The 25,128-nt window shown below is 70.8% G+C and carries 15 protein-coding genes and 1 pseudogene; 7 read left to right on the top strand and 9 right to left on the bottom strand.

The window, feature by feature from the left end; all coding sequences use genetic code 11:
* Window positions 1-42 precede the first annotated feature (42 nt).
* The 6 genes from CW359_RS00790 to CW359_RS00765 form a co-directional block, all read right to left on the bottom strand.
* Window positions 43-1,776, bottom strand: a complete 1,734-nt coding sequence (locus tag CW359_RS00790; protein WP_105967706.1) for a 2-isopropylmalate synthase — start codon at window positions 1,774-1,776, stop codon at window positions 43-45.
* A gap of 864 nt (window positions 1,777-2,640) precedes the next feature.
* The gene (locus CW359_RS00785) at window positions 2,641-3,714 is read right to left on the bottom strand and encodes an HAD-IIIC family phosphatase (protein ID WP_105967705.1); all 1,074 of its coding nucleotides are present in this window, start codon (window positions 3,712-3,714) and stop codon (window positions 2,641-2,643) included.
* A gap of 13 nt (window positions 3,715-3,727) precedes the next feature.
* Window positions 3,728-4,837 carry an acyl-CoA dehydrogenase family protein gene (locus CW359_RS00780; protein ID WP_105967704.1) on the bottom strand — a complete coding sequence of 370 codons (1,110 nt, stop codon included), beginning with the start codon at window positions 4,835-4,837 and terminating at the stop codon, window positions 3,728-3,730.
* On the bottom strand, window positions 4,834-5,109 hold the full coding sequence (locus CW359_RS00775) for an acyl carrier protein (protein ID WP_105967703.1): 276 nt from the start codon (window positions 5,107-5,109) through the stop codon (window positions 4,834-4,836). Before CW359_RS00775 ends, CW359_RS00780 begins: the two co-directional genes overlap by 4 nt.
* 45 nt (window positions 5,110-5,154) lie before the next feature.
* Entirely contained in the window at window positions 5,155-6,009 is an 855-nt protein-coding gene (locus CW359_RS00770) for a 3-hydroxyacyl-CoA dehydrogenase family protein (RefSeq protein WP_105967702.1), read from the bottom strand.
* A 24-nt stretch (window positions 6,010-6,033) separates the two neighbouring features.
* Window positions 6,034-10,896, bottom strand: coding sequence for an SDR family NAD(P)-dependent oxidoreductase (locus tag CW359_RS00765; RefSeq protein ID WP_157968446.1), 4,863 nt, complete (start codon window positions 10,894-10,896; stop codon window positions 6,034-6,036).
* 688 nt (window positions 10,897-11,584) lie between these two features.
* Between CW359_RS00765 and CW359_RS00760 the strand changes: the two genes are divergently transcribed.
* Entirely contained in the window at window positions 11,585-12,862 is a 1,278-nt protein-coding gene (locus CW359_RS00760) for an MFS transporter (RefSeq protein WP_105967700.1), read from the top strand.
* Between the two features lie 451 nt (window positions 12,863-13,313).
* Here CW359_RS00760 and CW359_RS45070 read toward each other — a convergent pair whose 3' ends face one another.
* Both CW359_RS45070 and CW359_RS00750 read right to left on the bottom strand, forming a co-directional pair.
* Window positions 13,314-13,472 (bottom strand): hypothetical protein, encoded by a 159-nt coding sequence (locus CW359_RS45070; protein WP_157968445.1) that lies wholly within the window; start codon window positions 13,470-13,472, stop codon window positions 13,314-13,316.
* A 662-nt stretch (window positions 13,473-14,134) separates the two neighbouring features.
* Window positions 14,135-14,800 (bottom strand): O-methyltransferase, encoded by a 666-nt coding sequence (locus CW359_RS00750; protein WP_105967698.1) that lies wholly within the window; start codon window positions 14,798-14,800, stop codon window positions 14,135-14,137.
* 722 nt (window positions 14,801-15,522) lie between these two features.
* Between CW359_RS00750 and CW359_RS00745 the strand changes: the two are divergent.
* The 6 genes and pseudogenes from CW359_RS00745 to CW359_RS00720 form a co-directional block, all read left to right on the top strand.
* Window positions 15,523-19,212, top strand: a pseudogene (locus CW359_RS00745) (type I polyketide synthase); the annotation flags it as partial.
* A gap of 166 nt (window positions 19,213-19,378) precedes the next feature.
* Entirely contained in the window at window positions 19,379-20,908 is a 1,530-nt protein-coding gene (locus CW359_RS00740; RefSeq protein WP_105967696.1) for an FAD-dependent oxidoreductase, read from the top strand.
* Window positions 20,898-22,151 (top strand): cytochrome P450, encoded by a 1,254-nt coding sequence (locus CW359_RS00735; protein ID WP_105967695.1) that lies wholly within the window; start codon window positions 20,898-20,900, stop codon window positions 22,149-22,151. The genes CW359_RS00740 and CW359_RS00735 overlap by 11 nt, the downstream gene beginning before the upstream one ends.
* Before the next feature lie 78 nt (window positions 22,152-22,229).
* On the top strand, window positions 22,230-22,988 hold the full coding sequence (locus CW359_RS00730) for a thioesterase II family protein (protein WP_105967694.1): 759 nt from the start codon (window positions 22,230-22,232) through the stop codon (window positions 22,986-22,988).
* Between the two features lie 43 nt (window positions 22,989-23,031).
* Window positions 23,032-23,934, top strand: a complete 903-nt coding sequence (locus tag CW359_RS00725) for a proline iminopeptidase-family hydrolase (protein WP_105967693.1) — start codon at window positions 23,032-23,034, stop codon at window positions 23,932-23,934.
* A 4-nt stretch (window positions 23,935-23,938) separates the two neighbouring features.
* Window positions 23,939-24,871: an ACP S-malonyltransferase gene (locus CW359_RS00720; protein WP_105967692.1), complete on the top strand. Its 933-nt coding sequence runs from the start codon at window positions 23,939-23,941 to the stop codon at window positions 24,869-24,871.
* Here CW359_RS00720 and CW359_RS00715 read toward each other — a convergent pair.
* Window positions 24,857-25,111, bottom strand: a complete 255-nt coding sequence (locus CW359_RS00715; protein WP_105968179.1) for an acyl carrier protein — start codon at window positions 25,109-25,111, stop codon at window positions 24,857-24,859. The two genes, CW359_RS00720 and CW359_RS00715, sit on opposite strands and share 15 nt — an antisense overlap.
* Between the last annotated feature and the right edge of the window lie 17 nt (window positions 25,112-25,128).

The following is a 25,128-nucleotide window of genomic DNA, read 5'->3' as shown; positions in this document are numbered from 1 at the left end:
CCTTCCTCCCGGGACGTGCCCGGGAGCGGTGGTGCGGCGTCACTACAGCCGTTCGGCCAGGAGACCCGAGGAGGCAGGGGTGCTGGGTGCCTGAATCTGTCCCGCCCGGGTGGCCGCGACCCTGACTGCGGAGAAGGCGGCAGCGTGCGGGTCACTGCTGATGCCGCAGCCCCAGAAGACACGGCCGTCGACGCCGCACCGTGCGTACACCGTGACCCTGTCCCCGGACACCGTCCCGGTATCGGTCGTGCCGGTACGGTGCACCGCGCTCACCTCGATACCCCACGGCGCCAGCGTCGCCGTGAGATCTCCGTAGGTGTCGGTGTACGTCCCCGGATCCGCGGAGGCCGTCCGGCCTCCGGCCCCGTCGATGAAGAGTGTGGTGACCAGTGGCTCACGGCGCAGGCGGAGGGGCTGTGTCTGATCGGTGGCCGTCAGGTACTCCTGCTCGAAGAGCTCCTTGAGACGGTCGGGAGTGATCTCCCTGCCGGTACGGTCACTGACCGACTGGATCGTCCGCGAGAACTCGACCCGCAGCTCCTGGGGAAGGTTCATACCGTGCCAGGCGCTCATGACGTAGGCGATTCCGCCCTTCCCCGACTGGCTGTTGATGCGGACCACGGCCTCGTAGCTGCGGCCCACGTCCTTGGGGTCGAGGGGCAGATAGGGCATCTCCCAGGGGAGGTCGTCGACGGGGGAACCCGCGACGGCGGCCTTGCGCTCCAGCGCGTCGAAACCCTTCTTGATGGCGTCCTGGTGAGAGCCGGAGAAGGCGGTGTACACCAGTTCGCCGCCGTACGGGTGCCGTGGCGGGACGGGCATCTCGTTGCAGTACTCGACGGTGCGCCGAACGCGGTCGATGTCGGAGAAGTCGATGCGCGGGTCGACTCCGTGCGTGAACATGTTCATCCCCAAGGTGACCAGGCAGACGTTGCCGGCCCGCTCTCCGCTGCCGAACAGGCAGCCCTCCACCCGCTGGGCGCCGGCCAGCAGGGCCATCTCTGTCGCGGCCACCCCGGTGCCCCGGTCGTTGTGCGGGTGGACGGACAGGCAGCGGTGTTCCCGGCGGGACAGATTGCGGTCCAGCCACTCGATCTGGTCGGCGAATACGTGCGGCAGCGAACGCTCCACGGTGGAGGGGAAGTTGAGGACGATCTCCCGACCCTCCTCGGGCTGCCAGACGTCCATGACCGCCTCGCAGACCTCGACCGCGAACTCGGGTTCGGTCTCGTTGAAGAGCTCGGGGGAGTACTCGTATCCCAGGTCGCAGTCGGCGAGTGTCCTCTCGGCGTACTTCATCATCCACGAGGTGCCCTGGACGGCCAGGTCCCTGACCTCCCCGCGGCTCATCCCGAACACCACGTCCCGGAACAGCGGGGCCGTCGCGTTGTAGACGTGGACCGTGGCCTTGCGCGCTCCCCGCAGACTCTCCACCGTGCGGCTGATCAGCTCTTCACGGGCCTGTACCAGCACCGATATCCGTACGTCGTCGGGGATTCGGTCCTGCTCGATCAGTGCCCGTACGAAGTCGTGGTCGTCCTGGCTCGCCACCGGAAAGCCGACCTCGATCTCCTTGTAGCCCATGTCGACCAACAGGTCGAACATCGCCAGCTTCCGGGCCGGGCTCATGGGATTGGCGAGGGCCTGGTTTCCGTCTCGCAGATCCGTGGAGAGCCAGCGCGGAGCCGCGCTGATGGCCCTGTCCGGCCAGGTACGGTCGCGGAGAACGATCGGAGTGAACGCGTCATAACGCCGGTGGTTGCCTACATGCTGCATGGCATAGACCTTTCGTTTTCGCGTCGTGGAACACCTGCGGAAAATCCAGGGCTATGCCGATGTGTGACATGCGGCAGGTAACGGAGAAGGTGATCTCCGGGAGAACTCCGGGAGGGAATTCCGCCTGGCTTTCCGGCACTCACGCTAACTACCGTCCTGAACAGCGAACAAGGCGAACTATGCGCTTGTACCACCAGAGATGACAGATAGGCTCACGACCGGTATCGAAAGGAGTAGTGCCACCTTCCACCTCCAGCCATATCGCGGGCACTCAGGGGGAACTCGTCGTCCCGGCCGCCTCAAGGCGCACCCTCTCCCGCATTCCTGCTCGTTGGCACGCCCCATGGACTCCGTCAGTTCAACCGGAGTGAGGAAATGAACGGCCTGAAGGGCGAGGCGCCGTACGCACGGCTCTGCGCGGTCCGCACACGGCACCCGGGCTGGGAGGCGGTCCGCGTGAGGCCCGACGCGATCACCTATGAGGGTGCCCGCCTGACGGGACTGAGGCGGGGCGGGCCGGGCCGTGGGTGTACTGGCCGCCGAAGGGATTCGGGCCTACGCCGGGATCCTGGCCGCGTTCTGCTCGGGCAGAACCGTGGTGACGACGCTCATCGGCGCTGACCGGAGCCGTCGCCTGCGGCCGGAACCGGTCGCGGACCGGCCAGGCCCGACGGTACTGATGCCGGGGCGCACGGTCGACGCCGCCGGCCGACGGGTTCGGTGGGCACCCACCGCTGAGCTGACTCTTTGATCAGTTACGTACGGTGAAGATCGAAGAGCTGCCGGGGCGTCGCCGAACCTGATGACGTGCCTCCTTCCAGCGGCGACCCCGCAGGACCGCCGCGCCGGAAGGGACGGTCGGGTTCAGCGAGTGGCAGGCGTCAGGTCGGTGGCGTCCAGGCGCATGGTGGTCGGCCCGTCCCATGTCTGCGGTGTCACGTGCAGCCGCTGGATGTCCGGGGAATCGGGATCGGCCAGGGAGCCCCGGCACTGGCACGGCTCGTCGTCGAAACCGGCGAACCGGTAGGCGATCTCCATCATGCGGTTGCGGTCGGTGGGGCGGAAATCGGCGAGGAAGTGCGCTCCCGAACGGGCCGCCTGGTCCGCCAGCCACGCGAGCAGCACCGCACCGGCGCCGAACGAGACGACTCGGCAGGAGGTGGCCAGCAGTCGCAGGTGCCACACGTCGGGGTACTTCTCGATGAGGATCACCCCGACGGCACCGTGCGGGCCGAACCTGTCGGTCAGCGACGCCACGAGGACGTCGTGGTGGGGATCATCCATCAGTCCGCGCAGCGCCTCGTCCGAGTAGTGCACGCCCGTGGCGTTCATCTGGCTGGTGCGCAGCGTGAGTTCCTCGACCCTGCTCAACTGCTCGTCGGTCGCTTGATCGATGCGCAACACCAGGCCGAGCGAGCGCAGGAAGTCCTCGTCCGTGCCGCCGTACCCGGCACGCTCGGTGTCCCGCCGGAAACCGGCCTGGTACATCTGCCGGCGACGGCGGGAGTCGACCGTGCTCCTGGCGAGGGTGAACTCCGGCAGGTCGGTCAGGGTCAGGGCCGCTTCGGCCGGGTAGCAGGCCACCTCGGGCAGGTGGTAGGTCACCTCGGCTCGCTCGGCCGGCTGGTCGTCGATGAACGCGATCGTGCCCAGCGCGAAGTTCAGCGTGTCGGCGATGCGACGGACCGCCTCGGACTTGGGTCCCCAGCCGATCTCGGGCAGGACGAAGTACTCCGCCAGACCGAGCGCCTCGAGTCTGGCCCACGCGAAGTCATGATCGTTGCGGCTGCACACCGACTGCAGGATGCCGCGGGAGTCGAGCTCGATGACGATCTTGCGGATCGAGTCGTCGACCACCACCTCGCCGTCCTCCAGCAACGTGCCCTGCCACAGGGTGTTGTCGAGGTCCCAGACCAGGCATTTCACCGTGCTGCTCATGTCCGCCCTCCGCTCACTCGCCGGCCAGCACGTGATCGGCCAGCAGGAGCTGGCACATCTCGTTGCTGCCCTCGATGATCTCCATGCACTTGGCGTCGCGGAACGCGCGCGCCACGGCGGTCCCGTCCCGGGTGCCGGCGGACGCCAGCACCTGCACGGCGATCGCGGCGCCGCGCGCCGCCTCGGTGGCGCTGACGTGTTTCGCCAGCACCGTGGCCAGCACCTGGTCCGGGGAACCCTCGTCCCAGCAGAGGCTGGCGTGCTCACACGCGCGGGTGGCGTTCCGCTCGGCCACGAGCAGATCGGCCAGGTGCCTCGCGACGAGCTGGTGGCCACCGAGCGGCTTGCCGAACTGTTCGCGGGTACGCGCGTGCGTTCCCGCGGCGGTCAGACAGGCACGCAGGATGCCGACACAGCCCCACGCCACCGACATCCGGCCGTACGCGAGGGCGGTGGTGATGAGCAGCGGCATGAACTGCCCACCGCCGCCCAGCAGGTGTTCCGCCGGGACCCGCACGTCGTCCAGGTGCACGTCGGCATGGCCCGCGGCGCGGCAGCCGAGCGGATCGCCGATCCGTTCGACCCGTACGCCGGGAGCGGTGGCGGGTACGACGACTGCTCCCGCGCCGCCGTCGTCGAGAACGCCGAAGACCACGATCAGGTCGGCGTACGCGGCGGCCGTCGACCAGGACTTGGTTCCGGTGACGACGACGGAATCGCCGTCGCGGACGATGCGCGTCGTGATCGCCGACAGGTCGCTGCCGGCCTGCGGCTCGCTGAACGCCACCGCGGCGAGGTCGCCGCCGGTGAGCCGGGCGAGCAGGGCGGCCCGCTGGCCGTCGGCGCCGAGCCGGTCGACGGTCCAGGCGGCCATGCCGTGCGAGGTCATGACGCTGCGCAGCGAGGAGCAGAGGCTGCCGACATGTGCGGTGAACCGCCCGGTGCGGGCGCTGTCCCAGTCCAGGCCGCCGTGCGCGGCCGGAACCTGCGGGCACAGGTATCCGGCGCTGCCGAGCTTGGTCAGCAGCTCCCGGGGCAGCACCCCGCCACGGTCCCAGCCCTCCGCCTGCTCGCCCACCAGGCCGGTGACCATCGTCCGGGCCGCGGTCAGTGCGTCGGTCACCGCGCACCCTGGAGGCGCTGTACCAACGCCACCATGCCGGTGACCGTCCGGAAGTTGTCGAGGCGCAGGTCGGCGCCCCGGATGGAGATCCGGTACGTCCGCTCCAGGTGCACCACGATCTGCATGGCGAACAGCGACGACAGACCACCCGAGGCGAACAGGTCGACCTGCGGATCCCAGGAGCGCTTGGTCTGTGCCTCCAGGAACGCCAGAACGTCCTTCTCGACCTGACCGCTGTCGGCCACGTCATGCTGCACTGCTTTGCTGTCCATAGCTTCCATCACATTCTCCGTGGGTGTCGTGGGCCGGTGGGCCGGTCAGTTGGCGTACTCGTAGAAGCCGCGTCCGGACTTGCGGCCGTGATGGCCCAGCCGGACCTTCTCCAGCAGCAGGTCGCAGGGGCGGCAGCCGTCGTCGCCGGTGCGTTCGTGCAGCACCTTCAGCGAGTCGACGAGGTTGTCGATGCCGATGAGATCGGCGGTGCGCAGCGGCCCGGTGGGGTGACCGAGGCAGTTCTCCATCAGGGTGTCGACGGCCTCGGCGCTTGCGGTGCCCTCCTGCACGATGCGGGCCGCGTCGTTGATCATCGGGTGCAGGACGCGGCTGGTGACGAACCCGGGCGCGTCCGCGACGACGATCGGCTCCCTGCCCAGCGCGGCCAGGCACCGGTTCAGCGAAAGCATGGTGTCCTCGCCGGTGCGGGCCCCGCGGATGACCTCGACGGTGCGGATCAGGTACGGCGGGTTCATGAAGTGGGTGCCGACGACGTCGTGCGGGCGCTGCGCGTACCCGGCCAGCTCGTCGATCGGGATCGACGACGTGTTGGAGACCAGTGGTGTGCCCGGGCGTACGGTCGCGGAGAGTTCGGCCAGCACCTTCGCCTTGGTCTTCAGGTCCTCGGTGGTGGCCTCGATGACGACAGTGGCGTCGCGGGCGCCGTCGGTCGTGGTGGCCGTCTCCAGTGGGCCGGTCACCGCGTTCTCGGGCAGTCCGCCCAGAAGCTGGGCTATCCGCAGCTCGCCCTCGATGCGGGTGCGGGCGTCCTTGAGCCGAACGTGGTCCACGTCGATCAGCAGCACGGGCAGGCCGCGGGAGAGCGCGAGGGTGGCGATGCCGACCCCCATGACGCCCGCGCCGACCACGGTGATCCGCTCACCGGGTTCTGTGTTCATGTCGCGTCAGCCTCTCAGTGATGGTCAGGACAGGATCTGGTCGAGCCACGCGGAGACCGCGTCGCCGGTCGTGCCGGCGTGCTGCTCGAGCATCGAGAAGTGGTCGCCGGGCACGTCGACGACCGTGGTCGCGCCGGGCCAGCGCGACTGCCAGTCGCCGAACGACGGCGCGGCCTCTCCGGGCGGGCTCGACGCGCGGACCAGCAGGGTGGGTGCCGCGACGGTGGGCGGCCGGTAGGCGTCGAGGATGCGGAAGTACTTGCCCATCGCGGTGAGCCGGGCGCCGTCCATCGGCACGGCCTGTTCCTCACGGTCGAACATGCCGCCCAGCAGGGCGCTGTTGAACCGGGTCGTCGCCTTGTCGGTGGCCAGGTACGTGTCGAGCAGCACCACGCCGGCCGGCCGTATGCCGCGCTTCTCCAGTTCCGCGGCGACACCGTGGGCGGCGATGCCACCGGAGGACGAGCCGAGCAGCACCAGCCGCCGGTCCTTGCCGAGCCGCGCGACGATCTCCTCGGCCTGGTACTCGAGCAGCGCCGCCATGCTCGCCGGCACCAGCTGGCCGGGGGTGAACCCGGGGGCGAAGACCGCGCTGGCGCCGTAGGTGCCGCGGAACGGCGCGAGGAACCGGGCGTACTGGTGGCCGCCGCCGAGCGCGACCAGCGAGCCGAAGCAGACCAGTTCCGGAGCGTCGTCGTGCACGGCGACGCGCAGCAGTTGCGGCGGCTGCGCCGAGTCGCGCAGCTGGGCGGCGTCGCGGAATTCGGTACGCAGGGCGGAGGCGTTCTTGAGCAGGTCGATCGCCTCGTCCGGCTTGCCGTGCCGGGTGAGCTGCCGGAACAGCGTGCTGACCGGGTCGCCGTCGGAAGCGGCCGGCGCCGGAGCCGCCGGCTGGATGCCGGGCTGTATGGCGGCCGGCCGTTCGGTGGCGGCGGTCAACGCCCATTCCGTACGGACCAGTTCGGCGAGCTTCGCGGGTGTGCCACTGGAGAGTACGACGGCCGGGCTCAGGTTCAGCCCGGTGACCGCGGCGAGGCGGTGGCGTAGTTCGAGCGCGGTGAGCGAGTCGAAGCCGACCGACAGGAACACGTCGTCGGCGCCGACCACGGTGGCGTCGACGTGTCCGAGCACATGGGCGGAGTGGGTGCGGACGGCTTCGAGCAGGATGTCGAGCTGTTCGTCGGAGTTCGCGGTGGCGAGCCGCTCGCGCAGCTGAGGGTCCACGGTGGTCGTGCCGGCATCGGTGGTCGTGTCGGCGTCGGCGTTGCGCGCCAGTGCACGCAGCAGTTGCGGCACCGGCGCGTCGCTGAACGCGGCCAGGTCCAGCGCGACCGGGGCGAGGGCCGGGTCGGTGCGGTTCATCGCCGCGTCGAACAGCGCGGTTCCGGACGCGGCGGTCAGCGGCAGGACACCACCGCGGGTCGTCCCGTTGACGTCGGCCAGCGCCTCGGCCGGGCCGCCGCGTTGCTCCCACGGTCCCCAGGCGAGCGACGTGCCGGGCAACCCGGCGCGCTGCCGGACGCTCATCAGCGCGTCGACGGCACCGTTCGCGGCTCCGTGCGCCGCCTGGCCGTGCCCGCCGAACAGCCCGGCCGCCGACGTGCAGACGACGAAGGCACGCAACGGCAGCCCCTGGGTCGCCTCGTGCAGATTCCAGATGCCGTCCACCTTGGGCGCCAGCACGCCGCCGAGTCGCTGCGGGGTGACGTCGGCGAACAGCGCGTCGTCGATCACACCGGCGGTGTGCACGACCGCGGTCACCGGGTGCTCGGCGGGGACGCCCGCCAGAACCGCGTCGAGCGCGGCCCGGTCGGTCACGTCGCACGGCTCGGCGATGACCTGCGCCCCGGCGGCGGTGAGTTCGGCGATCAGCTCGCCGACCCCGGGCGCGGCCGGTCCTCGGCGGCTGAGCAGCAGCAGGTGACGGACGCCGTGCTCGTGCACCAGGTGCTGGGCGATGACGCCGCCGAGCACGCCGCCGGTGATCAGCACGGTGCCGCTGCCGTCGAACGCGGGGTCGCGGTCGCCGTCGGTGGGGGGCGGTGCCTGGCGCAGCCGGGGCACGAGGATCCGGCCCGCCCGCAGCGCCGCCTCGGGTTCGTCGTCGGCGAGCAGGGTGGGCAGCAGATCCGCGGTGGCGGCCGGGTCGTCGGAGTCGACCAGCACGATGCGGCCCGGATACTCCCGCTGCACGGAGCGGACCAGGCCGTGCACGGCCGCACCGGCCACGTCGAGGGGCTCGTCGCCGAGGCCCGTCGCGCCGCGGGTGAGCACGACGAGCGGCGGCGTGGAGTCGGCCGGGCGCTCCAGCCATGCCCGCAGGTGTCGCAGGACGGCGGTGGTGCTCGCGTGCACCGACGCGGCGGTGGTGTCGGCGGCCGGCGGGCAGGCCAGCAGCACCGCGTCCAGGCCGGCGACCTCACCGGCGGCTTCCGGGGTATCGGCCGGGATCAGACGAGGGTCGTCCGGGCCGAGCCGGTCCCACAACCCGTACCCGGGGATCCCCGCGGCGCCGTCGAGCGTGTCCCATTCGATCCGGTACAGCGAGTCGGTGGCGGGGCGCAGCGAGTCGAACGACGCGGTGCGCATGGTGAGCGTGCCGACGGTGAGCACGGCGCGGCCGTCCCCGTCGGTGACACGCAGCGAGACGGCGTCCGGGCCGGTCGGGCGCAGCACGACGCGCAGTACCTGGCCGGCCCGGGCGCCGGTCCACAGGCGCACCCGCTCCCAGGCATACGGCAGCGGCAACCCGGTCGCGCCGGCCCGCTGCCCGGTGTCACCCCATTCGCCGACGTCCCGCAGCATGACGGTCTGCACGAACGCGTCGATCAGCGCCGGATGCACCGCAAAACCGTCTTCGCCTGTCTCCGGCAGCACCGCCTCGGCGAAGATCTCGTCGCCGCGCGACCAGGCCGTGCGCAGACCGCGGAACACAGGGCCGTACTCCACCCCGCGCTCCCGCAGCAGGCGGTACAGCTCGCCGACGCGCATCTGGCGCGCGTCGTCCGGCGGCCACGCGGTGGCTTCCGGGACGGGCGGCTGCGCCGCGGACGGAGCCAGCACGCCGAGGCCGTGACCGGTCCACTCGGCGTGGGGGCCGCCCTGCTCGGCCCGGGAATGGATCTCGACGGTACGACGTCCCGTGTGGTCCGGGACGCCCACGGTCAGGCGCAGCTGCACGCCGTCGTCACCGCCGGGCAGCGGCAACGGGGCGGCGAGGGTCAGCTCTTCGACGAGGGCGCAGCCGAGCTGCCCGCCGGCGTGCGCGGCCATCTCGACGAACGCAACACCGGGCAACAGGACGGCGCCATGGATCGTGTGGTCGGCGAGCCACGGCTGTCCGGCGACCGACAGCCGACCGGTGAACACGGTGCCGCCGGTGCCCGGCAGCTCGACGGCGGCGCTCAGCAGCGGGTGGCCGGGGTCACTCTGGCCCATGGACGCGGGGTCGCCCCCGGCCCGGGCCGCGTACGTGGGCAGGTCGACACTGCGGGCGCCGGTGCCCTCGTACGCCGGGCGCCAGTCGACGCTCAGCCCGGCCACGTACGCCTGCCCGAGCGAGGCGAGCAAGCGGACGCCGCCACCGTCGTCGCGGCGCAGCGTCTCGATGAGCGCGAGGTCGGCGAAACCGGCGTCGGCCGCCGCGTCCTGCATGTTGAAGGTGAGCGTGGGGTGTGGGCTGACCTCGACGAACGTGCGGTGGCCGGCGTCGAACAGCAGCCGCGTGGCGTCGTGGAACAGCACGGTCTGCCGCAGGTTGCGGAACCAGTACCCGGCGTCGAGCGCGGCCGGCTCCACCCATGCGCCGTTCACGGTGGACACCATCGGGACGGTGCCCTGGCGGGGCCGCACACCGGCGAGCCCAGCCAGCAGGGACTCGCGGACCGCGTCGATGTCGGCGCTGTGCGGGGCGTAGTCGACCGAGGTCCGGAACGCCATCACGCCCGACTCGGCGAGAAAGTCGTCGAGCGCCGGGGCCTGACCGGCGAGGACCACGGTACGAGGCCCGTTGACGGCGGCGACGGAGAGCCGGCCGTCGTATGGGGCGATCATCTCCTCGGCCTCGTCGGCGGCGAGCATCACGGTGGCCATGCCGCCGTTCCCGGCCAGAGTGGCGAGGGCGCGACTGCGGCATACGGCGATCGTGGCGGCGTCCTCCAGCGACAGGATCCCGGCGACACAGGCGGCGGCGACCTCGCCCTGGCTGTGCCCGACGACGGCGGCCGGCTCGATCCCGTGGGCCTGCCACACCGCGGCCAGTGACACCAGCACGGAGAAGAGAACTGGCTGCAGGACCCGCACGTCCTCGATCGAGGGCGCTCCGGGGTCCTGCCGCACCACGGCGACCGGGGACCAGTCGAGGTGCGCGGTGAGGACACGCTCACAGTCGGCCATCCGCGCGGCGAACGCCGGTGAGCTGTCCAGTAGTTCACGGGCCATGCCGGGCCATTCGGCGCCCAGGCCGGGGAAGACGAACACGGCCTTGCCGGGCTTCGCCGGGGCGGTGCCGAGCACGACCGCGGTGCCCGCGCTGTCGGGAGGCATGACCTCGTCGCGGGACACGGCGGCGAGCGTGGCGAGCAGCTCGTCGCGGTCGGCGCCGACGACGACGGCCCGCTCGGCGAAGCGGGAGCTGCCCTGTACCAGGGACAGCCCGATGTCGGCCGGGTGCAGGCCGGGATCGGCGTTCACGTGGGTGTGCAGCCGGGCGGCCCGCTCGCGCAGCGCGGCACGGGTGTGCGCGGACAGCACCCACGCGACCGGGCCGTCGGTGCGCACTCCGGTCTCCTGCCGCAACCGCTGGTTGTCCGGAAGTGCGGCGCGTAGTGCCTCGACAACCTGATCTGCCGCCATGGCGGTCCTCTCCTCGTCGGACTGGTCGGTCACGGCCGTCACCAAGTGCCATGTGGACCAGGTCGTTCACGTTCACGGTGCTGGACGCCGTCGCGGCCGTGGCGACGGGAACGGCTTGCGGGCTCCGGCTCGTACAGCCGGAGCAGCGCACTGAGCAGGCCCGCGGCCCGCAGGCGCTGCGGGGATACCGTGGCCGGCCGCCGGTAGTGCCGACTTCTTGGCGGAGAACGCCGCCGGCCCGCCTCGGGTCAGCCGGTGCCGGGCCGGGTCGGCGAGGCACCCAGTCCTCTCGCTGCGCCGTTCGCGCAGCCCTCACGCGAGCGACCGGCCGGGCAGGCCCTGGGCCCGCCCGCGGCTAACGCGTTCGGGAACGCGTTCGCGGATCCAGCGCAGCCGTGGCGGGCGGCGATGCCCGCCACCGCGGCCGAGTCCCAGCGGTGCGCCGCAACGTGTCTTCGTTGTCCATGTTGTCCATGGGGTGTCACCTCGACGGGTTCCTCGATGTTCCAGGCGGGCAGGAGGGCGCAGACGTCCCAAGACGTACGTCGGCGTCGAGCCGCGGATGCGATCGTCGGCGACAGGATCCATTCACCGCCTCGCACTGATCACACCGAGGATTGTTTGTGAACCACACCCACGCGACAACCCCTCAATGAGATTGCGGGACCCCTAGAAATGAGGGGTTGTCGACGGGCGGGTCCGGCACTCACTGTTGCCAGTCATGACTCAGGGACAGGGACACAGCGCCGGAGTTTTCTGGAGATGGTGGGCTGCCAGCGCGGTGAGCGCGACCGGCTCCGCCGTCACCGCGATCGCGCTTCCGCTGACCGCGCTGATCGCGCTCAATGCCAACGCGTTCGAGATGGGAGTGATCTCGGCCGCCGGCAGCGTCGCCTGGCTCGTGATCGGGCTGCCTGCCGGTGTCATCGTGCAGCGCCTGCCGCTGCGCGAGATTCAGGTGATCACCGACCTGGTCCGTGCCGTCGCTCTGATCTCTGTTCCACTCACCTGGTGGTGGGGTCGTCTGACCCTCGTTCATCTGGTTGTCGTCGCCCTGGTGATCAGCTTCGGCACGGTGCTCTTCGACGTCGCGAGCGAGACCTTCCTGCCGAACGTGGTCGAGCGCGACCAGTTGGAGTCGCGCAACAGCATCCACTCCGCCACCTTGGCCGTCACACAGGTCAGCGGCCCGCCGATGGGTGGCGTGGCCGTCCAGCTTCTCGGTGCGGTGCCGACGCTTCTGGTCGACGCCTTCAGCTATCTGGGATCGGCCCTGCTGGTGCGATCTCTCCCCGCCGTCGCCACCGGCAAGCCAGAAAGCCGGCCGCCGGTCCGTGCCATGATCCGCGAGGGCTGGCGCTTTGTGTCCCGGCACCCGGTCATGGCGCCGTGCACATGGTCGGCGACGGCACTCTGCGTGGCCTGCGGCGCCCAGATCGCGCTCGTTCCGCTGCACCTGGTGCGTACCCTGCACGCTCCGCTGGGACTGGTGGGCGTCCTGCTCGCCGTCGAGGGCGTCGGCTCGCTGGTCGGCGCGGCGATGACGCCGCGGCTCACCGGCCGGTTCGGTTCGGCGCGGGTGCTGCTGGTTTCCGGCGCCCTGTGCATCGTCGGCGCCGTCCTGTTGCCACTGGGCAGCGGCGTAACGGGTTACCTGTCTTTCGCCGTCGGCAGCGCGCTCTTCAACGGGGGTCTGGTTCTGCTGAGCATCGTCACCCGCACCTACCGCCAGGTCGCCAGCCCACCCGAGCTGCTGTCCCGGGTGATGGCGACGGTCCGGTTCGTCACCTGGGGCGCTGTGACGGTGGGAGGCCTGGCCTTCGGCGCACTCGCCGGCTTCTACGGCAGCGAGGTCGCCCTGCTGACCTCGGGCGTCGCCGTCGTGGCGGCCACGCTCATCCTGGCCTTCTCGCCCGTCAGAGGCCTGCGTGACCTGACCGACCATCCGGGGCGGGCGTCCGACACGCGGCGCGACATCGCGTTCGACGTTCCGGCGTGACGGGCGACGACAGCCAGCAACGGGACAAGTCCACGTCCGACCCGATCCGTTGAAGGTGCGGCACGGTTGTCGGGACGTTGTTCGGGCAGTGTGCCCCGGCGCCGAACAGATCGAGCCGGAAAGCACGGGAAACCCGGGACGTGACAGTTCGCCAGCCGTCCGCAGTGCGGGGACCGGCCAGGCCATCACCGAAGCCGGCAGCGGCGGGACGACATACCGCCCGGTACACGCACACTGCGCGTGACGTAGACCCGACGGCACACGCACATCACGGACCGGCAGCGCGGACGCCTGCCCGTCCCGGGAGGAGACGCAGGTGCCGCTGCCGGCGCAGTCGCCGCCCACGGTGCACGACTTTGCGGCCCGCGACGCGGAAACCCGGGAGCTCCTGGTGCCGTCGGCCTCGCCCCGCGCGGCCGGAGCGCATCCCGCACCGCACCCGCCGCCGTCATCACCGGTGGGCCAGGAGCCAGCATGACGAGCCTGCTGCCGCGCGTCGCCCATGCCGCGCCCCGACTTCCCGGACGGTCAGCTCTACGACGGCATCGGGCACACCCAACTCGCCGAGGCCGCCGACCGGTTCCTCGCCGGGCTCGATGTACTGGAGCATGCCATCCCGAGCGGCAGCACGCGGATCGGTTCGCCAAGTACCGCTCCGTCAACGCCCAGCGTCGCGTGCTTGTCGTCCTCGACGACGTCACATGCGGGTCGCGGGTCGCCCCGCTGATGCCCGGCAGCGGTGGGAGTCGGTCCTGGTCAGCAGCCGATACCAGTTCGTCGGCCTGGAACGGTCGCGCACGACCCGGCTCGGCACACTCGACGCCGTGGCGTGCCCTGAGCTGCTCGCGCGTGTCATCGGCCGTGATCGCACCGATGCGGAGCCCGAGGCCGCGCGTGCCTGCGTGCGCCCGGCTGCTGCTGGCGCTGCGCGTCGTGGAATCGCGGTTGACGCACAGGCCGAACCACCGGCTCGACGCTGTCGCACGTCGGCCGGCGGATCTCCGGCGAGTCCCCAGCGAGTCCTCGACGAACTGCGCTTCGGCGGCTTGGCCGTGCGCGCGGCCCGGGGCCGCGCGCACGACGACCCGGCCGGCCGCGGCCCCGACAGCACCGACTGGCGCACCGTTCTGCGCTGCCTTGGCATGATCACCGATCACCGATCACCGATCACCGATCACCGCGTCCGGCCGCGAGCCGTCGGCGGCTCCTGGCGGTCGCCGACCGGGTGTCCTGACCGGCATGCACTTTGCCGCGGCGCGTCGGCTGCCGGTATCAGGGCCTGCGGCGCAGCAGCGTGATGCCGTCGGCCGCGGCGAGCATGCTGATGTCCACCCGCTCGTCGGTGTGCAGCCAGGCGTTGAGCTCCCGGATCGCCTGGGTGTCGGGGTCCTGGGCCGCCGGGTCGGCCACCCGGCCGAAGAAGAGCGTGTTGTCCACGACGATCAGTCCGCCCGGCCGCACCAGCGGGAGACTCAGCTCGTAGTACGACGGGTAGCCGGCCTTGTCCGCGTCGATGAAGACGAGATCGAAGCCGTCCGGGCCCTCCTCCGCCAGCAACTGCGCCAGCGTCTCCCGGGCGTCGCCGACTCGCAGGTCGATGCGGTCCGCCACACCGGCCCGCGCCCAGTACTCGGCACCGATCGACGGCCACCGGTCGGTGATGTCGCAAGTGACCACACGCCCGCCCGTGGGCAGTGCCCGGGCCAGGCACAAGGTGCTGTAGCCGGTGAACGTACCGATCTCCAGAACCGAGCGGGCGCCGACGAGACCGGCGAGCAGCCCGAGCAACTGGCCTTCCTCGGCGAGTACCTGCATGGCCACACCGGCGGGCAGGCCGGCGGTCTCCTCGCGAAGTTCGCGCAGGATGTCGTCCTCGCGCAGGGACACCTCGCGGACGTACTCGGCGAGGCGGGGGGTGACGTCGATCTGGTCAGCCACGGTGCTCCTTCGGGTCGGGTCGGGTCGGGTCGGGCGGGAGTGTCGGTCAGGACCTCGCCGAGGTCGTGGCCAGGGCTCGGCGGCGCGACGTCCGTGTGCTGCCGCACCACACGCTGATGTCCGCGGGCGCCGTCGTGGTCCCAGAAATTGCCAAAGGACGGCTCAGCCAATTTTGGCAGCGGAAAATACCGTTTCGACAGTGCCGAGTCGGCTTACCAGAATTGCCTGTGACAAATCAGGCGTGCCGCTCGGGAGAATGGGCTGGCGAGCATTCTTGGCGCGGCGACATGAGCGCCGTAATTCCGTCATACGGGGTTCACCAGGCACTCGGGACGGAGGGCACCCATATGCCGAGACCGCGGCGGAGGAGCCGTCAGAGAACGTGACAACAGTGGGTGGCGGACCTGCCCGTCGGCAACCCCTCATTTCTAGGGGTCCCGCGATCTCATTGAGGGGTTGTCGCGTGGGTGTGGTTCACAAACAATCCTCGGTGTGATCAGTGCGAGGCGGTGAACGGATCCTGTCGCCGACGATCGCATCCGCGGCTCGACGCCGACGTACGTCTTGGGACGTCTGCGCCCTCCTGCCCGCCTGGAACATCGAGGAACCCGTCGAGGTGACACCCCATGGACAACGAAGAGAAGTTGCTGACCTACCTCAGGAAGGCCACGGAGGGACTCCGTGAGGCCCGGCAGCAGCTGGCCGAGGTCGAGCGGCGGGAGGCTGAGCCGATCGCGATCGTCGGGATGGGTTGCAGGCTTCCCGGAGGTGTCGCGAGTCCTGAGGATCTGTGGCGGGTGATCGAGGCGGGCGGGGAGGAGATCTCGGACTTTCCCACGGACCGCGACTGGCCCGTCGACCTCTACGATCCGGAGCCGGGCAGGCCGGGGAAGAGCTGCACGCACAAGGGCGGGTTCCTGCACGACGCGGCGGACTTCGACTCCTCCGTGTTCGGGATCAGCCCGCGCGAGGCTCTCGCGATGGACACGCAACACCGGCTGGCGCTGGAGACCTCGTGGGAGGCACTCGAACGCGCGGGTATCGCCCCGACCTCGTTGCGGGGAAGCAGGACCGGCGTCTTCCTCGGGATCGTGTACAACGACTACAGCAGCCGCCTCAACGGCATCCCCCAGGAGGTGGCCGGCTACCTCAGTATCGGCACCTCGAACTGCATCGCCTCCGGCCGTATCTCCTACATTCTCGGTCTGCAGGGGCCCGCGCTCACTGTCGACACCGCCTGCTCCTCCTCGCTGGTGACGGTGCATCTGGCTGTCCAGTCACTGCGCCGTGGGGAGTGTTCGATGGCCCTGGCGGGTGGCGCGACCGTGATGCACTCGCCCGAGGCCTTCCTGGAATTCAGCACCCAGCGAGCCCTGTCGCCGGACGGCCGGTGCCGGGCGTTCTCGGCCGCGGCCGACGGCACCGGGTTCGCCGAGGGCGTCGCGGTGCTGGCGCTGGAGCGGTTGTCGGACGCCCGGCGCCTCGGCCATCCCGTACTGGCCGTGGTGCGTGGCACAGCCGTCAACCAGGACGGCGCGAGCGGCCGAATGACGGCGCCCAACGGGCTCGCCCAGCAGCGGGTCATCGCCGAGGCGCTGGAGAACGCGCGGCTGACAGCCGATCAGGTGGACGTGGTGGAGGCCCACGGAACCGGCACCCCCCTCGGTGACCCCATCGAGGCGCAGGCACTGATCGCCGCCTACGGCCGCGGCCGATCCGCCGACCGCCCCCTGCGGCTCGGCTCGCTGAAGTCGAACATCGGCCACACGCAGGCCGCGGCGGGCGCCGCCGGAATGATCAAAATGGTGCTCGCGCTGAGCCACGACACCGTGCCCGCCACCTTGCACGTCGACGAGCCCACACCGCACGTCGACTGGTCGGCGGGCGCGCTGGAACTGGTCACGGAACCGGTCGCCTGGCCCGCCGGAGACCGGCCACGCCGCGCGGGAGTGTCCGCCTTCGGTATGAGCGGCACCAACGCGCACGTCATCATCGAGGAGGCCCCCGTGGCCGAGGAGCCGGAGACCGAGCAGAACACCCGCCGAGCCGACGGCACCGCCGTTCCCTGGCTGCTCTCGGCCAAGACCCGCGAAGCGCTCCGCGCCCAGGCAGCGGCGCTCGTGTCGCACGTGGCCGCCATCCCGGAGCTCGAACCGCTGGACATCGGCTACTCGCTCGTCTCCTCCCGTGCGCTCATGGAGAACCGCGCCGTCGTGGTGGGCGAGACCCGGACGGAACTCCTGGCCGGATTGAACGCGCTGGCTGCGGGCGGCGCCGCGGAGCACCTGGTCGAGAGCGCGGCATCGCGTGCCTCCGGCGCGGTGTTCGTCTTCCCGGGGCAGGGTTCGCAGTGGCCCGGTATGGCGCGCGGCCTGCTCGAGTCCTCGCCCGTGTTCGCCCGCCGTATGGAGGAGTGCGCGCAGGCGCTGGCCCCTTTCACGGACTGGGACCTGCTGGAGACCGCCGGGGGAGCGCCCGGCGCCCCGGCGCTGGATCGGGTCGACGTCGTCCAGCCCGTGTTGTGGGCCGTCATGGTCTCCCTGGCGGAGCTGTGGCGTCACCACGGGCTGGAACCCTCGGCGGTGATCGGCCATTCACAGGGCGAGATCGCCGCGGCGTGCGTCGCCGGCGCGCTGTCGCTGGAGGACGCCGCACGAGTCGTGGCGCTGCGCAGCCGCGCCATCGCGGACGAACTGGTCGGCGGAGGCGGCATGCTGGCCGTCGAACTGTCGCCGGACAAGGCGGCAGAACTGCTCGTGCCGTGGGAAGGCAGACTGTCGCTGGCCGCCGTGAACGGCACCTCGTCGGTGGTGCTCTCCGGCGACGCGGACGCGCTGGACCGACTCGGCGGAGAGCTGCGAGCGGAGAGGATCCGGTACAGGCGGATCCCTGTCGACTACGCCTCCCATTCAGCCCATGTCGAGAAGCTCAGGGAACGTCTTCTCAAGGACCTCGCGGACATCCGCCCGCGCACCGCGAAGATCCCCTTCATATCGACGGTGACCGGGCAGGCGCTGGACACCCGCGCCCTGGACGCGGAGTACTGGTACACCAACCTCCGGCAGACCGTCCTGTTCGAACAGGGAACCGGCGAACTGCTGCGGCAGGGGCAGCGGCTCTTCGTCGAATGCAGCCCGCACCCCGTCCTGACCGCGGCTGTCGAGCAGACGGGCGGGACAGCCGGCATTCGGGTGGCGGCCGTGGCTTCCCTCCGCAAGGACGACGGCGGCATGCGGAGGTTCGGCCTCTCGATGGCCGATGCGTTCGCCTACGGCGCCCCCATCGACTGGAAGGCCGATTTCGAGGAACGTGGCGCCCGCCGCGTCGACCTGCCGACCTACGCGTTTCAGCGTCGCCGCTACTGGCTTCGAGCATCGGCGGGCGACAGCGCGGTCGCGTCGACGGGCCTCGACCCGGTGGGTCATCCCCTGCTGGGTGCCACCGTGTCCTTGGTGGAGACCGGTGGCACGCTCCAGGCCGGCCTGCTCGCGCCCGCCGTCCATCCGTGGCTGCTCGGTCCGCGTGTCGCCGGAACGCACACTGTCCCGGCCGGGGTGTTGGCGGAACTGGCGATGCAGGCGGGCGACGGAGTCGGCTGCGCCGGCGTGGAGGAACTCACGCTGCACGCACCGCTCGCCGTTCCCTACCGAGGCACGGCGGCCCTGCAGATCTCCATCGGGCCGATGGGGGAGACCGGGCGGCGGTTGGCGATACATTCCCGGCCCGACGGAACCGCGACCTGGACGTGCCACGCCACCGGAGTCCTCGGGTCGCGACAGCACGGGCGATCGGACGGATCCGTACAGCACGGGCGATCGGACGGATCCGCCGACCGGCTCGAACACGAACCGGCCGACTGGCCGCCGCCGGCGGCGACACCGGTGACCGCACAGGAACTCCGGCCGGTCCTCGCGGGTCCCGTCGGCGGATACGCGGTATTGCGCGCGGCGTGGCGCTGCGGGCAGGACGTGTATGCCGAAGTCGCCCTGCGCGACACCGCCGACGAGCATTCCTCCTTCGGACTGCATCCGGCCCTGCTGGACGCCGCGTTGAACACCGCGCGCCTCGCGACCGGGCCGTCGGCAGGGCTCGGCCACCCTCCGCTGGTGACCGAGTGGTCGGCAATCACCCTTCACGCCACGGGGGCGAGGACACTGCGGGTTCGCCTCACGCCCGACGACCGTGGTGGCTTCGCTCTCGCCGCGACGGACGAGTTCGGACAGACGGTGATCACTATCGGCTCCTTCGCTCACCGACCCCTCTCCACCGAAGCCCTCCCTACTCCCGGTGCGACATTTTCCCGGCCCCCCGCCCGGACCATCGCGGGTGCCCCTCATCGCCCGGTCCCGAATGAACACGACCCGGCGGCTCGGCTCTCCCTCCTTCCCCGGCCGAGCGTGCCGTCGAGCTGACCGACCCGGCGCGTACTCGTCTCGCACCCGTTCTCCGCCATGAAGGACCCGCCCGCGGCTGTCGATGCCGCCGGCTCGCCGGCCGACCTCGGCCCAACCTTCTGCCCGTACGAGCGGCTTCACCCCGCGAACGCCCCCGAGCCGCACGACTTCTGAGGACACGTCCATGGACCCTGTGACATCGAACGAGAAGAAACCCGTGGTGATCGTCGGAGCCGGGCCGTGCGGCCTGGCGGCGGCCTGCGAACTGCTTCAACTGGGCGTCCCCGTGCGGGTGCTCGAGAAGGAGTCGGAGCCGGCCGCCGGAACACGCGCGATCCAGCTGTGGCCCCCGGCCCTGGAGGTCCTCGACCGGGTCGGCGTGCTCGCCGAGGCACGTCGACGAGGTGTGCGCATCAAGGCCAACGAGTACCACCTCGCCGGAGGACGTCGGCTGCGCATCGTGCTCGGCGACGAGAACGAACCGCTCATCCTCCCGCAGGAGCAGACCAGCCTGCTGCTGGAAGAGGCACTGGAGCGGCTGGGCGGTCGCGTCGAGCGCTCCATGAGAGTCATCGCCCTCGAATCCGGCCCCGGCTCCGTCTCCGTCAAGGCGCACGGACCCGACGGAGTGGAGCTGATCGAGGCGGAGTGGCTGATCGGCGCCGACGGCGTGCACAGCGTGGTGCGCGAACAACTGGGCATCGAATTCCCCGGCGAGCGCGTACCGATGACCCTCATGATCGCCGAAGGCCGGGTGGCCGGGCGGTACGACCGTGCGAGTGCCCATTTCTTCCTCGGCCGGACCGGCTCGGCGGTGTTCGTGCCGATGCCCGGCGACACGGTCCGCATCGCCTGCGCCATACCCCGAGACACCTCGCTGAACAGGGAGACCGTCCAGGAAATCCTCGACGAGCGCGGGCCGGGTGCGCTCCGCGTGGAGGAGCTGGACCTGGTGACCACCTTCGGCAGCTCGGAGCGCGTCGCGGCGACCTTCAGGGAGGGCCGATGCTTTCTCGTCGGCGACGCGGCCCACACCCATGTGCCGTTGGGCAGTCAAGGACTCAGCCTCGGCCTCCAGGATGTGCACAACCTCGCGTGGAAGCTCGCCGGAGTCATCGAAGGACGGCTCGACCCACGCGTCCTCGACACCTACGACGCCGAACGCCGCCAGGCGGCCGGGCAGATCGTGCGCATGATCCATCAGGGGGCCGCGCTCCTCACCGTCGGCCCGCTCGTCGCTCGCGTACGCAATGTGGTGTGCGACGCGCTGCAGGCCACGGGCACACTGCGGCGCCGGCTCATCCCTCGGCTCGCGGGCTGGCGCACCAGCTACCCGGACGTGCTGCTCGGCCCGGACCCGATCGGCGCCCGTGGTTCGCGACGCCGTGTCTCGCTCCGCCGGCTGCCGCGGCCGGGTACGCGGACGCCGCACGACGTGCTCGCACAGCGGTCCGCGGTCACCGGCGGACTCCGGTTGCTGACCACCGGTGCCGCGACGACGGCGCTGGCGACCAGGGCGCGGGAGACGGCACGTCGGAAACCGTCCGTGCTCACCCATGAGCACCGGCCGCGCGGCAGGACCGGATTCATGCTGCTGCGCCCGGACGGCTACGTCGCCGCGACCGGCAGGACCGCGGCTGAACTCGATCGTCTCGAGCGAGTGCTGGAAGCCCGACTGATTCCCGGAGGCAAAGGTGAAAGTCATGCGTTCTGAGCGCGAACTGCCGGAGGTCCTCGGCGGGTTCGACCTGACGGATCAGGCGGGGTTCGCGGGTTTCCCGTACGAGCTCTTCGCCCGGCTGCGTCGTGAGGCTCCGGTCCTTCTGCACCCGCCGGGACGCACGGCCGACGGCGAGGACTTCTGGGTACTGAGCCGCTACGAGGACATCGCGGCGGCGGCGGCGAACCCGGCCCTCTCCTCGCAGACGGGCGGCGACCGCAAGGGGGGCGGCACCCATCTGGACGACATGCCGTTCGAGGACGCCGCCGGCGTCGTGCTCGCCATGATGGACGATCCGCGGCACGAGCTGATCAAGCGGACCCTGGCTCCGGCGATGACCGGAGCCGCGGTGACGGACCTCCAGGAGCGACTGCGGCCGTACGCCGAAGGCCTCGTCGACGACGCGATCGGCCGGGAACGCTGCGACTTCGTGACGGACGTCACCGAGACGCTGGCGCTGCACGCCATGGCGCTCCTCCTCGGCATCCCCGAGCGTGACCGGGAACTGCTGGCCCGCTGGGGGCGCGAGACGCTGGGCATGGTGGACCGCCGCACCGGCGTGATGGACGAGGCATCCTGGGCGAACATGCTGGCCCTGAGCGGGTACTGCTACGAGGCGGTGGCCGCGCGGAAGGGCTGTCCCGTATCCAACCTCGGCGATCTGCTGATCGGCGGCGACATCCCCGCCGACCAGGGGCAGGAGCCGCTCTCCGACATCGAACGCGCGGAGAATCTCACCCTCCTGCAGATCACCGGCCTGGAACAGCCGCGCAACATCATCGCGGGCGGTGTCGCCGCCTTCGCACAGCACCCGGACCAGTGGCAGGCGCTGCGCGCCGACCGGTCCCTGCTGCCCGGCGCGGTCGAGGAGGTGCTGCGATGGACGCCGGCCAACCCCTACAACCGCCGTACCGCCACCCGTGATCTGGAGATCTCCGGGCAGCTGATCCGGCGGGGGGACAAGGTGACGCTGTGGTGGGCGTCGGCGAATCGTGACGAGTCGGTCTTCGAGGACCCCATGCGATTCGACATCCGGCGGGATCCGAACCCCCATCTCTCGTTCGGCTACGGCCCCCACTTCTGCGCGGGCGACGAGATCGGCCGGATGCAGGTCCGCCTGGTCCTGGAAACCCTCCTCGACCGGGTCGAGGAGATCCGCCCCGCGGGACCGGTGACCTGGGGGCCGAACAACAAGCACTGCGTGCTGCTGGACGTACCTGTCCACCTGGTGCCGTAGCGGCGGCCCGAGGCCGGCGAACACCCCGTCCCGATCGCCCTATCGCTACCGCTCTACCGCTACCGACTGGAGACGTGCATGCCGACAGTCCCGACCACAGCCGACACGGACCGCGGCCTGTGGATCCGCCGGTTCCGACCCCTGCCGGACGCCCGGGCCCGGCTGCTGTGCCTGCCGCACGCCGGGGGCTCGGCATCGTTCTTCCTGCCCGTCGCCCACGCGCTGGCGCCGGACATCGAAGTACTGGCCGTGCAGTACCCGGGCCGGCAGGACCGACGCGGCGAGAGTTGCGTCGACAACGTTCCGGAGCTGGCGGACCGGCTGCTGGACGCGCTCGCCGGGTGGCTGGACCGGCCGTTGGCCCTGTTCGGGCACAGCATGGGCGCCCTGGTGGGCTTCGAGCTGGCCGGGTTGCTGGAGCGGGAGGCGAACGTCAAGCCGACCGTGCTGTTCGCCTCCGGCCGACGCGCCCCCTCGCACGCGGACGACGAGGGTGTGCACCTGCGCGGCGACGAGCAGATCATCGCCGAGATGCAGCGCCTCGGCGGCACCGACGCACGGATCCTCGACGACCCGGAGCTGCGCGCGCTCATCCTGCCCGCGCTGCGCGCCGACCTCAAGGCCGCCGAGACCTATCGGCCCGCGCACACGCACCGGCTCGGCTGTCCGATCGAAGTCCTGATCGGGGACGCCGACCCGAGGACGCCGTTGCCGGAAACCCGCGCGTGGCGCGAGCACACGTCGGGCGAATTCGGCCTGACGGTGTATTCCGGAGGTCATTTCTTCCTCTCCGACCGGGCACCGGAAGTAATCCGCCACATCGCCGACCGGCTGTGAGTTTCTTAGCACCAGATCACCCCTAGGAAATGGGAGAACGAACATGGCGGTGCCCGCTGACTCCACGGGCTGGTTGCGATTCGGAGAATTCCGTACCTGGTACCGGGTCACCGGAACGCCGGACGGTGATCTGCCGCCGCTGGTCGTCGTCCACGGCGGCCCCGGAAGTACCCACGACTACCTGCTCAACATGACCTCGCTGGCAAAGGACGGCCGCGCGGTCGTGCACTACGACCAGCTCGGCAACGGCGGCTCCACCCGGCTGCCGGAGCGCGGCGCCGACTTCTGGACGCCCGAGCTGTTCCTCGACGAGCTGGCCAACCTCCTCGAAAGCCTCGGCGTCTCCGACCGGTACGTGCTGTTCGGCCAGTCCTGGGGCGGCATGCTCGTCGCGCGGCACGCCGCGGACAGGCCGACCGGGCTGCGAGGCCTGATCATCGCGAACGCCCCCGCTTCGTACCGGCTCTGGCGCAGCGAGATGGAGGTGCTCAGGGCCGCCCTGCCCCCGGGGGTGGACGAGGCGCTGCGCGCGCACGAGGCGGCCGGCACCACCGACTCCGCCGAGTACTTCGAGGCGATGCGCGTCTTCTACGGCCGGCACGTCTGCCGGCTCGACCCGTGGCCCCGCGACTACCTCGCCTCCTTCATGGAGACCGCCGACAACCCGACCGTCTACTCGGCGATGAACGGCCCGAGCGAGTTCCACGTCATCGGCACGCTGAAGGACTGGTCGGTCGAGGACCGGCTGCCCGAGATCTCCGTGCCGACGCTGGTCCTCTCCGGCCGCCACGACGAGGCCACGCCCGTGACGGTCCGTCCGTTCCGGGACCTGATTCCGGACGCGCGCTGGGAGATCTTCGAGAACTCCAGCCACGTGCCCCACCTTGAGGAGCCGACACGCTTCCACGCGGTCGTCTCCGACTTCCTCACCGGTCTGGAGAAGTGATCCGATGGACGCCTTGGTCTTTCCCGGGATGGGGCCGACGAAGTTCGCCGACCTCGGCCGGTTCCTGCTGCTCAACCCGCAGGCCCGGCAGCTGGTCGCCGCCGCCGACACGCGCCTGGGCTACCCGCTGGCCGACCGGTTCGCCGAGGCCGAGGGCGACTACTCCGAGTACGCGCAGGTGGCCTTCTTCGTGGCCTGCCTCGCCCTCGCCGAGTGGGCCGAGGCGGAACTCGGCGTCGAGCCGGTCGCCTGCGCCGGGCCGAGCTTCGGGGAGAAGCCCGCGGCGGTGCGGGCCGGATCGCTCTCCTTCGAGGACGGGGTGTGGCTGACGGCCCGGCTGGCCCGCTGCCTGGAGGAGTACTTCGCGGTCGAGCACCGCGACGTGGTGACCCACTCCTTCGCCCGGGTTCCCGAGGAACGGGTCAGGGAGCTGGTGGACGAACTCGCCGGACGCGGCGGCTGGTCGGAGATCTCCTGCTTCGTCGACCGCGACCTGTTCATGGTCTCGCTGCGGGAGCCGGAGCTGGACTGGCTGAAGCGCTCGGTGCGCTCGCTCGGCGGGCTCTCGCTGTACACGATGCGCCCGCCGATGCACGCGTCGGTGTTCGACGGGCTGCGCCGCAAGGCCGCCGAAGAGGCCATCGGGGAACTGGAGTTCGCCGCGCCGCAGCTGCCGCTGCTCGCCGACCAGGACGGCTCGCTGGTCGAGGACGGCGCCGGGGTGCGCTCGATGCTGCTCGACAGTTTCGTACGCCCGATGCACTGGCCCGCGGTGGTCGGCGGGCTGCGAGGGCTCGGGGTCGAGCGGGTCTGCGTGGCGGGACCGGACAGTCTGTTCGGCCGGGTCGGCTGCACGACGAGCGCTTTCGAGGTGGTTTCCGCCACCCCGTGGCTCGCCGTGCAGCCGCGGCGCCGGACGTCCTCAGCCGGTCGCTGAGAGCAGCCTGGTCAGCGACCGCCACAGAACCCCCGGATTGGCGAAGGTCTCCAACATCAGATCCTCCTCCGAGAAACGGAGGTTGTATTCGGATTCGAGCGTGGAGAGGAGTTCCACTATGCCCAGTGAATCGAGACCGTATTCACGGAGCGGAGTTTCCTCGTCCAATTTCTCTTCGGGCGGAAGGAATGGCAGGTAACTGCGGATGATTTGCTCGAATTTCGAGTCCCAGTTGGTCATGGTGTGGAGCATAGCGA

It is taken from the genome of Streptomyces geranii, from assembly GCF_002954775.1.
Classification (GTDB): Bacteria; Actinomycetota; Actinomycetes; order Streptomycetales; family Streptomycetaceae; genus Streptomyces; species Streptomyces geranii.
The sequence above is the reverse complement of the archived record's forward strand: the minus strand, read 5'-3'. Positions and strand labels throughout refer to the sequence as shown.